The sequence below is a fragment of the Streptococcus mitis genome, from assembly GCF_009496285.1.
Classification (GTDB): Bacteria; Bacillota; Bacilli; order Lactobacillales; family Streptococcaceae; genus Streptococcus; species Streptococcus mitis_BP.
In genome coordinates, this window is record NZ_WIJK01000024.1 from 24199 (window position 1) to 35064 (window position 10866).

The following is a 10866-nucleotide window of genomic DNA, read 5'->3' on the forward strand; positions in this document are numbered from 1 at the left end:
ATTATTTTTGCTTTATCCCTTAAAGGTTACGATGGTTGCGCCAGATCCACCTGCATTTTGTGGTGCGTAGCCAAAGCTCTTGACTTGTTTGTTTCTTTGCAAGTATTTGGTTACTCCTTCACGGATGACTCCTGTACCGATACCGTGGATGATGTCGACTTGGGCCATATTGTTGAGCAGGGCTTGATCGATAAAGGCATCCAAGGCTTCCATAGCTTCCTCGTAGCGTTTGCCGCGAAGGTCTAGTCGAGCCTGTGGGCCTTTGCCTGCTGCACGTTTGACGACGTTGACTTGTTTCTTCTTGACTGGCGCTTCTTGCTGAGCCTGAACCAAGTCAAACTCTTTTTCCTCAAGCGTCATCTTAATCAAGCCAACTTGAGCCTCCCAACGACCATCCTTGAGTTGATTGGTCAAGGTACCACGTTGACCATAGCTTAAAACGATAATATCATCTCCAACTTTTGGAGCTCGTTTTTTCTTGGCCTTCTGAAGAACCTTGTTTTTAGAAAGGTCTACTTTTTCAGGGGCTAATTTTTTGAGCTTAGCTTTGGCTTCGATAATCTCGTGCGGTTTCAGTTGAGATTTACTGTGAAGATTTTTTAAAATATCGTCACTTTCAGCCAGAGCCAAGTCAACAATCTCAGCAGCTTGTTCACGCGCCTTATTGAGTTCTGTTTCCTTCTCACGATTGAGCTCGTTGTAGAGTTTTTTAAGGGCACGGTTCATCTTGAGGTTTTCTTGCTCGACTTGGCGAATATTCTCAAGACGTTTACGACTTTCAAGTGTTTGTTCTTCCAATTGCTCAATGATGCGATTGACATCATTGTCTTGGTTAATCTGCTTGCTGGCATCGCCTACAATGACATCTGACAATCCTAGACGTTTAGCAATCTCAAAAGCATTACTTCGACCAGGTACACCCTGCATAAAGCGATAAGTTGGACGCAGGCTAGCTGTATCAAACTCCATGCTAGCATTCTGAACATAAGCCGTTTCAATTCCATAAGCTTTTAGTTCAGGATAATGAGTGGTTGCCATGGTCTTAACCTGACGCAAGCGCAAGTCTTCTAGGATTGACATGGCAAGGGCTGCACCTTCTTGAGGATCTGTACCTGCTCCAAGCTCATCAAGTAGCAAGAACGAGTTTTGATTGACCTTACCAAGAATATCAACGATATTGGTCATATGACTAGAGAAGGTTGAGAGACTTTGCTCAATGGACTGCTCGTCTCCGATATCTGCGAAAATCTCCTCGAAAATCCCTACACGACTACCCTTATCAGCTAAAATTGGTAGACCAGACTGGGCCATCAACTGGGTCAAACCTAAGGTCTTGAGCATAATGGTCTTACCACCCGTATTGGGACCAGTAATAACAATAGCTGTCAAATCTTTCCCAAAGTGCACATCATTTGCGACTGCATTTTTTACAAGAGGATGACGAACGTGCAGCAGTTGAATCTCCTGTCCCTCAGACACTTGAGGTACTACTGCCTCCGTCTCTTGAATAAAGCGAACCTTAGCACGAATCAGGTCCAAATGTCCAATAATCCATGCATCATTGGCGATTTCAGCTGCATGAGGTCTTACTCTTTCAGAGAGTTCTTGGAGGATACGCAGCATCTCATAACGTTCGTCTGCACGAAGACTTGCGATTTCTTCACTTAGCTTGACCACTTCACGTGGTTCGATATAAACAGTGTTCCCGCTGGCAGAGATATCATGAACCACACCAGCAATCTTGTTACGATAGGTGTTTTTAACTGGAAGAACTTGGCGATCATTTCTACTTGCGACAATCCCTTCTGTCAGCATCTGAGCTTTTTGTTTGAGAAGGTCTTGCAGGACATCACGGACTTGACTTTCACTATCATGGATTTTTCGACGGATTCGTGCCAAATCTTCACTAGCAAAGTTCTCAATAAATCCAGCTTCGTTGATGGCTTGTAGATTTCCCTGTAAATGTGGAAAATCATGAAGTTTCTCAAACCAGTTAGCTAGGTGTTCTAAACGTACATTTTCAAGATTGTCATAAAAATTCTGCAATTCACGACTGGCAAAGATGACACGCTTGAGAAGGAGAAATTCCTCGATGTTGAGGTCAGCACCCATCTCCAAACGTTTGCTAGTTGCAGCAATATCTTTTGTTGCAGAAATGCTGAAATGAGGATGCTCGACAAAGAGTTCTTGCATTTCCTTCATCTCTGCAAAAGCTTGCTTAATCTTGTCTCCTTTATCAGTCGGAGCAAGTTCTTTCAACTGTTCTAGTCCTTGCTCAGTCAAAAGATGGGGCTCAAATAAAGCCTTGACCTTATTAAATTCTAATGTTTCTAGTATTTTTTTATTCATTTTCTTTTCCTTCGTAATGAGCGAACGAATTTTTCAAATTCTCACTCTTTTCAAAAAGGCTCCTAAACTATTGATACTCAATGAAAATCAGAGAGCAAACTAGGAAGCTAGCCATAGGTTGCTCAAAGCACTGCTTTGAGGTTGTAGATAAGACTGACGAAGTCAGTCACATATATAATCCAAGGCGAAGCTGACGTGGTTTGAAGAGATTTCCGAAGAGTATGAAATTGTAAACAAAAGGCTAGGAATAGTTCCCGCCCTTTTTATCCGATTAGTTTGGTTACCCAGAGTTGTTTAATCAAGTCAGTAGTTACTGGAATACTCTGAATCATATGTTTGGCTACTAGACTATTTTCAAGTGAATTTTGAACGATTGCTAGGGGCACAGTCGCAAGGATGGTCAGCATCATCTGAAGGACAAATATGGTCACTCCAACTGATAAGACTCCTGCACCGATGCGAAAATATTTGCCACCTAACTTTTTGGTTGGTACTAGGTTAAAAAAGAGTCCAATCAAACGACCGATGCAGTAAAATACGGCAAAGGCTAAGAGATAGCCAATACCTGCGTAAAAGACCTTGTCCAATTGGAAGAGCTGGTCAGATGGGAAGAAAAAGGTACCCTGCCCTTCCTGAGGATTGGCATAAGGAATCAACAAATGAAATGTTTCTCCCAATGACTGATAAAAATTCCCCGCAAAATAAGCTGAGACGATTGTAGCTAGGAGATAATAGACTTGTAGGACCAAGCCTCTGCGATAGCCGATATAAAAACTCCAAGCCAGAACCAATAAAAGAAAGATGGAAATCATAGTGAGTCCTCAATCTTGCTCTGTTCTTGTTTTGCTGCAACAACCTGATGACGGAGAGCTTCTAATTCTTGCTCCTTATCATCAAATTCAATCTCACGACTGAGTTGAGTTGACAAGCTATTGACTGCTAATAAAATAGCGATTGTCTCATCATCCGCTCCAGGCATTTGCTCTTTAATTGCTTCATATTTTTCAGTTGCAACCTTGGCAATTTCCTCCATAAAGAGGTTGTCATGCTCAGTTGTTAGGGTCAATGTTTTTTTTCCGAATATAAACTTATATCGATTTAAATTTGCCATAAAAATTCACCTCACGATATTATACCAAATTTCACTAAGTTTGTCAGTTTTTACCAATTCTGCGGCTTTTATGGTACAATAAGAACTATGGCAAGTATTACATTAACTCCAAGCGAAAAGGAAATCCAAGCCTTTGTTCAGAAATATGAACAAGCACTGACTCCTAGTAAAAATCCTTATATTCGCTACTTTTTCAAGCTTCCACAGGCAAGTGTTTCCATCTATACATCTGGAAAAGTGCTCTTGCAAGGAGAAGCTGCTGAACGTTACGCCAGCTTTTTTGGTTATCAGGTCAGCCCAGTAGCTAGTGGGCAAAATTTCCCTTTGCTTGGAACAGATGAGGTGGGAAATGGTTCCTACTTCGGTGGTCTAGCTGTAGTAGCATCCTTTGTAACGCCTGACCAGCATGACTTCCTACGAAAACTGGGTGTTGGGGACTCTAAGACTCTGACAGACCAAAAGATTCGTCAGCTTGCCCCTCTCCTTAAAGAGAGAATCCAGCACCAAGCTCTACTGCTTTCTCCAAGTAAGTATAACGAAGTCATTGGTGAGCGCTACAACGCCGTTTCTGTTAAGGTAGCCTTACACAATCAAGCAATTTTTCTCCTTCTCCAAAAGGGAGTCCAGCCAGAAAAGATTGTTATCGATGCCTTCACTAGTGCTCAGAACTATGAAAAGTACTTAAAAAATGAAGCCAATCATTTTTCTAATCCAGTCAGTCTAGAGGAAAAAGCCGAAGGTAAGTACTTGGCTGTCGCAGTAAGCTCTATCATTGCGCGTGATCTCTTTCTAGAGAATCTCGAAAATCTGGGGAGAGAACTTGGCTATCAACTTCCAAGCGGAGCTGGAACAGCTTCTGATAAGGTAGCTAGCCAAATCCTTCGTGCTTATGGTAGGCAGGGACTCAACTTCTGCGCCAAACTACACTTTAAAAATACTGAAAAAGCAAAAAAACTGCTAGAAAGGTAAATTATGAAATATTTTAAATCGTTTTTAAAAGAGTGGAGTTTTATCCTCATTATCACTCTTATCGCCCTTAGTCGTCTCTTTCTCTGGAGGAATGTCAGTGTAGAAGGACATTCAATGGATCCTACCTTAGCAGATGGAGAAGTCCTCTTTGTGGTTAAACATCTCCCAATCAATCGTTTTGATATCGTGGTTGCCCATGAAGACGACGGGAACAAGGACATCGTTAAGCGAGTCATCGGTATGCCAGGAGATACCATTCGTTACGAGAGCGACAAGCTCTATATCAATGGTCAAGAAACTGATGAGCCTTATCTAGCAGAATACCTTAAGCGTTTCAAGGAAGATAAGCTCCAAAGCACCTATACTGGAACTGGTTGGGATGGAAAAAAGGGCGAATACTTTAGAACCATTGCCCAAAAGGCTCAGGCCTTTACCCTAGATGTTAATTACAACACTAGCTTCACCTTCACTGTTCCAGAAGGAGAATACCTCCTACTGGGTGATGACCGTCTGGTATCTAGCGACAGTCGACATGTTGGTACCTTTAAGGCAAAAGATATCACTGGTGAAGCCAAATTCCGCTTCTGGCCACTCAAGCGTATCGGAACATTTTAAAAACTAGGAAGAGGCCGAGAATTTTCCATCTCAGCCTCTTCTCATTCTATTTTGACTAAATCTGGGATAAATTTTCTCAGACACTATTGTAAGGAATTTTATGGAAGTTTATTTTTCAGGCACCATTGAACGCATTATTTTTGAAAATGTCAGCAATTTTTTCCGCATTTTGCTCCTAGATATTGATGATACCAATGCTGAAGACTTTGATGATTATGAAATCATTGTCACAGGTACCATGGCTGATATCATTGAAGGAGAGGAATACACTTTTTGGGGGCAAATTGTCCAACACTCCAAGTATGGGGAACAGCTACAAATGACTCGCTATGAGAGAGCCAAGCCGACTAGTAAGGGCTTGGTCAAGTATTTCTCCAGTAGCCATTTTAAGGGAATTGGACTCAAAACAGCTCAGAAAATTGTGGATATTTACGGAGATAACACTATTGACAAAATCTTAGAAAATCCAGACAAACTCCAGTCTATCTCTGGACTCTCTGCTAAAAATCGTGAAGCCTTCGTCTCAACCCTTCGTCTTAATTACGGAACAGAGATGGTCTTAGCCAAGCTAGCCAACTACGGCATTCCTAATAAACTGGCCTTTCAGATTCAAGACTTTTACAAGGAAGAAACTCTAGAGATTGTCGAGAATTATCCCTATCAACTGGTTGAGGATATCAAGGGCTTGGGATTTACCATTGCTGACCAACTGGCCCAAGAATTGGGAATTGAGAGTCAAGCTCCCGAACGCTTCCGTGCTGGTCTTGTCCATAGTCTCTTTCAAGGTTGCATGGAAACGGGAGATACCTATATGGAAGCTAGAGACTTGTTGGAGCAAACCCTCAACCTTCTAGAATCCTCCCGTCCAGTCGAACTAGATCCGAGTCAAATTGCCCAAGAACTTGCTTATCTGATTGAAGAAGATAAAGTCCAGCAGATTGATACCAAAATTTTTGATAATAGCCTCTTTTTTGCAGAAGAAGGGATTCGCAGCCAACTCATCAGAATCCTCGAAAAAGGACAGAGTAAAAAACAGGATCTAGAGACTATTCAAGACCATATCACAACTGTTGAGGAAGAACTGGGAATTGAGTATGATAGTATTCAAAAACAGGCCATCTGCGATGCTATCCAAAACAAGGTCTTTATCCTTACAGGTGGGCCTGGTACAGGTAAGACCACTGTTATCAACGGCATTATCGCTGTCTATGCTCTCTTAGAAGGACTAGACCTCAAGAGAAAGAGCAATTTGCCCATTCTCCTAGCCGCTCCCACTGGTCGCGCAGCCCGTCGCATGAATGAGCTAACAGGTCTACCTAGTGCTACCATTCACCGCCATTTGGGTATGACTGGAGATGACGACACCAGCCATCTGGAAGATTATCTGGATGCTGACTTTATCATTGTAGATGAGTTTTCTATGGTAGATACTTGGCTAGCCAACCAGCTCTTTTCCAACATCTCCTCTAACAGTAAAATCCTTATCGTTGGTGATAGCGACCAGCTGCCATCGGTTAGTCCTGGTCAAGTCTTGGCTGACTTGCTCCAGATTTCAAGTATTCCTCAAACACGTTTGGAACGAATCTACCGTCAGAGCGAAGAATCAACCATCGTCACGCTTGCCAGTCAGATTCGTCAGGGAATATTGCCTGCAGACTTCACCCAGAAAAAAGCAGATCGCTCCTACTTTGAAATCGCTAGTAACCATATCCCTGCTAGCATTGAAAAAATCCTAGGTGCTGCTATCAGAAGTGGCATCCCTGCTCGTGATATTCAGGTTCTTGCCCCTATGTACCGTGGAACTGCTGGTATTGATGCCATCAACCAGCTCATGCAAGACCTCCTTAATCCTCCACAAAAAGACCAGCTTAGCTTTGAAGCTCCTCAGTACCACTATCGAACAGGAGATAAGGTCATTCACCTAGTCAACGATGCAGAGGTCAATGTCTTTAACGGAGACTTAGGCTATATCACAGACTTGATTCCAGGAAAATACACCGAATCCAAGCAAGATGAAATTGTCATCGACTTTGATGGGAACGAGGTTTCCTATCCTCGAAATGAATGGTACAAGATTCGCTTAGCCTATGCCATGAGTATCCATAAGTCTCAGGGTAGCGAGTTTCCTGTTGTGATTCTTCCGATTACTAGTGCTAGCAAACGCATGCTGGAGCGCAATCTCATCTACACTGCTATCACTCGGGCCAAAAGTAAACTGATTTTACTAGGCGAAATACAGGCCTTTGACTATGCAACCAAGCACATCGGGACAGCACGCAAGACCTATCTAATTGAACGTTTCGCTGACCTAATGGAGAATGCAGAGGAAACAAACCAACTTGCAACCGATACTGCCATCTCAACATACACTGAACAATCCTATATTCTAACCGAAGAAAACTGGACTAGTATCCCAGCTATGATTGGGATTAGCCAAGAAGACCTACAAGAATTTTTCGGAAAATAAAGTATAAGAAAACCCACCGAATCCGGTGGGCTTTTATCTTTTCAGATTATTTTACTGTTGCAGTGCTTGTGATCAATTCAACAGCTTTTTTGATTGTGATATCGTGTTTCAACATATCAGCTGAAAGCAAGTTTTGTACTTGAGCAACTTCCATGTTGTAATCTGCAGCCAATTGCTCGATTTCTTTTTGGATTTCTTCGTCAGTAGCGTCAAATCCTTCAGCTTTCGCAACTGCTTCGATAACAAGGTTAGTCTTCGTACGTGACTCAGCTTCTGCTTCGTATTGTTTGTGAAGGTCTTCTTGAGTAGTTCCAGTGATTTGGAAGTACATGTCAGGGTTAATACCTTGACGTTGCAAGTTTCCAAGGAATTCATTTACTGAACGGTGAACTTCTTCGTGGATCATTTCTTCTGGAAGTTCTACGATTTCAGCATTTTCAACTGCTTTATCGATTGCTGCACCTTCAACTGCATCCTTGTATGCTTCTTCTTTAGCAGCAGCCAATTCGTTGCGGTATTTTTCTTTCAATTCAGCAAGTGTTTCAACTTCTTCGTCGATATCTTTTGCAAGTTCATCGTCAAGAGCTGGAACTTCTTTAGCTTTTACTTCGTGGATAGTTGTCACGAATTTAGCTTCTTTACCAGCAAGGTCTTCTGCTTGGTAGTCTTCTGGGAATGTTACGATAACATCAACAGTTTCACCAGCTGAGTGTCCAACCAATTGGTCTTCGAAACCAGGGATGAATTGACCTGAACCAAGTCCAAGTGAGAAGTTTTCACCTTTTCCACCGTCAAATTCAACACCGTCAATAGAACCAACAAAGTCGATAACAACAGTGTCGCCGTTTTCAGCAGCAGCTTCTTTGATCACCAATTCAGCCAAGTTGTTGCGTTCACGTTCGATACGTTCTTCAACATCAGCATCAGTTACTTCTTTTTCTACATCAACTGATACTTCAAGGTTTTTGTAGTCACCCAATTTAACTTCAGGTTTTGTAACAACTTCAGCAGTGATAACCCAATCTTGACCTTTTTCCATTGAAGTTACGTCAATTTTTGGTTGTGCAACGACTTCAAGACCAGCTTCTTTTACAGCTGCTTCATAAGCGTTTGGCAAAAGAGCGTTCATAACGTCTTGGTAAAGTGACTCTTCACCAAATTTTTTGTCGAAGATAGGACGTGGAAGATGACCTTTACGGAAACCAGGAACGTTAAGAGATTTCTTTACTGAGTTAAATACACGATCCAATTCTGGTTTGATTTGGTCTTGAGAGATAGTGAAAGTCAAGACACCACGGTTTGTTTCTTTGTTTTCAAATGATACAGACATTCTGTCATTTCTCCTTAAAATTTTTTTAAATACAGTCTATTATAACATTTTCCATTGATAAAAGCTAGACTAATGCAGATAAATCTGGCTAAAACACATTTTGGGTAATTTGGCTAATTTCTCTAGAAGTTAGTTTGCAAATTTAGACATAAAAATTTAAGTTTGATTCATTTTGAGTATTACACCTACTATATATAGTAGATTGAAATAAGGTATGAACAAAGAGATTAGGAAAGTCAAAGTAATTTCTAGAAATGTTTTAGAATCTGTATCGTACTATTCTAGGTTCAATCCATTATATAAAAAGAAGACAAACATTCTTAAAATGTTTGCCCTCTTAATGCTATAGACTCTATCATCTAGTCCAAAGTAATTTCAATAAGATTAAATATTTATTCTAATCTTCTTTTTTCTTTTGGGCTAAACCTAATAGCGTTGTTGCCATTCCAATGATTCCAAGTCCAGTCATAACCGTATTTGAATCTGTACCAGTATTTGGCAATTCGCGAACTACTTTTTCAGGATTCAAAGGTTTTGGTTCTGGATTTGGAGTGCCAGGTGTCTCTGGTCTTGGCTCTGGAGTTGGGACATTAGGAGTTTTTGGTACGATTGGAACGTAGATGATTGGGGTGTCTTCACCTGGATTTGTTGGAAGATTTGGAAGTTCCTTACCTGGTTCTACTGGTTGACCTGGTTTGCTTGGATCTTTTGGATCTGGCAAGTATGGTTTGTAGCCTGGTACGTCTGGAACGACTGGTTTACCTGGTTTACCTGGATCTGTTGGATCATTTGGATATTTCACATCTGGTGTTGATGGGAATTTCGGATCATCAGATTTCGGAACCAAACTGCCAAGCGGTTTGTAAGTAACTGTATCTGTTGCTTCAGGATTTTCTGGAGTAACTGTCTTACCACCAGCCTCTGTCTTATCAGCGTAGTAACCTGGAATTACTGGAACTGATACCTTACCGTAAGTATGGCTCTTCTCATTCCATGTTGTAGTTCCAGAAGCTTTGTTTTCTTTACCAGTAAACGTAAAGTCATCTTGGACATTGTCTGCTGGAGTCTTATCGCCTGCTCCTTCAAACTTAACTGTTTGTTTAGTTGGTTTAGTCACATCATTTACGATTGGAACGTAGATGATTGGGGTGTCGTCACCTGGGTTTGTTGGAAGGTTTGGTAGCTCCTTACCTGGTTCTACTGGTTGACCTGGTTTGCTTGGATCTTTTGGATCTGGCAAGTATGGTTTGTAGCCTGGTACGTCTGGAACAACTGGTTTACCTGGTTTACCTGGATCTGTTGGATCATTTGGATACTTCACTTTTGGTGTTGATGGGAAGTTTGGATCGTTTGGTTTCTCTGGTTTTGGAACCAATTTTCCAAGCGGTTTGTAGGTTACTGTATCTGTTGCTTCAGGATTTTCTGGAGTTACTGTCTTACCACCAGCTTCTGTCTTATCAGCGTAGTAACCTGGAATTACTGGAACAGATACCTTACCATAAGTATGGCTCTTCTCAGTCCATGTTGTAGTTCCAGAAGCTTTGTTTTCTTTACCAGTGAATGTGAAGTCGTCTTGGACGTTGTCGGCTGGAGTCTTATCGCCTGCTCCTTCAAACTTAACTGTTTGTTTAGTTGGTTTCTTCACATCATTTACGATTGATACGTAGATGATTGGTGTGTCTTCACCTGGGTTTGTTGGAAGGTTTGGAAGCTCCTTACCTGGTTCTACTGGTTGACCTGGTTTGCTTGGATCTTTTGGATCTGGCAAGTATGGTCTGTAGCCTGGTACATCTGGAACCACTGGCTTACCTGGTTTACCTGGATTGTTTGGATCATTTGGATACTTCACTTTTGGTATTGATGGGAAGTTTGGATCGTCTGGTGTTCCTGGTTTTGGAACCAAGTTTCCAAGTGGTTTGTAGGTTACTGTATCTGTTGCTTCAGGATTTTCTGGAGTAACTGTCTTACCACCAGCTTCTGTCTTATCAGCGTAGTAACCTGGAATTACTGGTACAGATACCTTAC

8 protein-coding genes are annotated in these 10866 nt (G+C 41.6%); 3 read left to right on the top strand and 5 right to left on the bottom strand.

Annotation, left to right across the window (positions count from 1 at the left end; translation table 11 throughout):
- Positions 1 to 12: 12 nt before the first annotated feature.
- From GEZ89_RS08005 to zapA, 3 genes are all read right to left on the bottom strand, one after another.
- Complete coding sequence (locus tag GEZ89_RS08005; RefSeq protein ID WP_153225628.1) at positions 13 to 2349, bottom strand: endonuclease MutS2; 2337 nt, start codon at positions 2347 to 2349, stop codon at positions 13 to 15.
- Between the two features lie 263 nt (positions 2350 to 2612).
- Positions 2613 to 3161, bottom strand: coding sequence for a CvpA family protein (locus GEZ89_RS08010; RefSeq protein WP_153225629.1), 549 nt, complete (start codon positions 3159 to 3161; stop codon positions 2613 to 2615).
- Positions 3158 to 3460 (bottom strand): cell division protein ZapA, encoded by a 303-nt coding sequence (gene zapA / locus GEZ89_RS08015; RefSeq protein ID WP_153225630.1) that lies wholly within the window; start codon positions 3458 to 3460, stop codon positions 3158 to 3160. Before zapA ends, GEZ89_RS08010 begins: the two co-directional genes overlap by 4 nt.
- Positions 3461 to 3547: 87 nt before the next feature.
- Here zapA and rnhC point away from each other — a divergent pair, with 87 nt between their 5' ends.
- The 3 genes from rnhC to GEZ89_RS08030 all read left to right on the top strand — a co-directional run bounded on the left by rnhC (position 3548) and on the right by GEZ89_RS08030 (position 7511).
- Complete coding sequence (gene rnhC, locus GEZ89_RS08020) at positions 3548 to 4429, top strand: ribonuclease HIII (RefSeq protein ID WP_153225631.1); 882 nt, start codon at positions 3548 to 3550, stop codon at positions 4427 to 4429.
- A gap of 3 nt (positions 4430 to 4432) precedes the next feature.
- Entirely contained in the window at positions 4433 to 5044 is a 612-nt protein-coding gene (gene lepB / locus GEZ89_RS08025) for a signal peptidase I (protein ID WP_075231822.1), read from the top strand.
- A 100-nt stretch (positions 5045 to 5144) separates the two neighbouring features.
- Positions 5145 to 7511: an ATP-dependent RecD-like DNA helicase gene (locus GEZ89_RS08030; RefSeq protein ID WP_153225632.1), complete on the top strand. Its 2367-nt coding sequence runs from the start codon at positions 5145 to 5147 to the stop codon at positions 7509 to 7511.
- 46 nt (positions 7512 to 7557) lie between these two features.
- On the opposite strand, the gene tig is transcribed toward GEZ89_RS08030, so the two are convergent.
- Entirely contained in the window at positions 7558 to 8841 is a 1284-nt protein-coding gene (gene tig, locus GEZ89_RS08035; RefSeq protein ID WP_153225633.1) for a trigger factor, read from the bottom strand.
- Between the two features lie 397 nt (positions 8842 to 9238).
- Positions 9239 to 10866, bottom strand: a 1628-nt coding sequence (locus GEZ89_RS08040) for a mucin-binding protein (RefSeq protein ID WP_153225634.1), incomplete at its 5' end; no start/stop codon positions are given.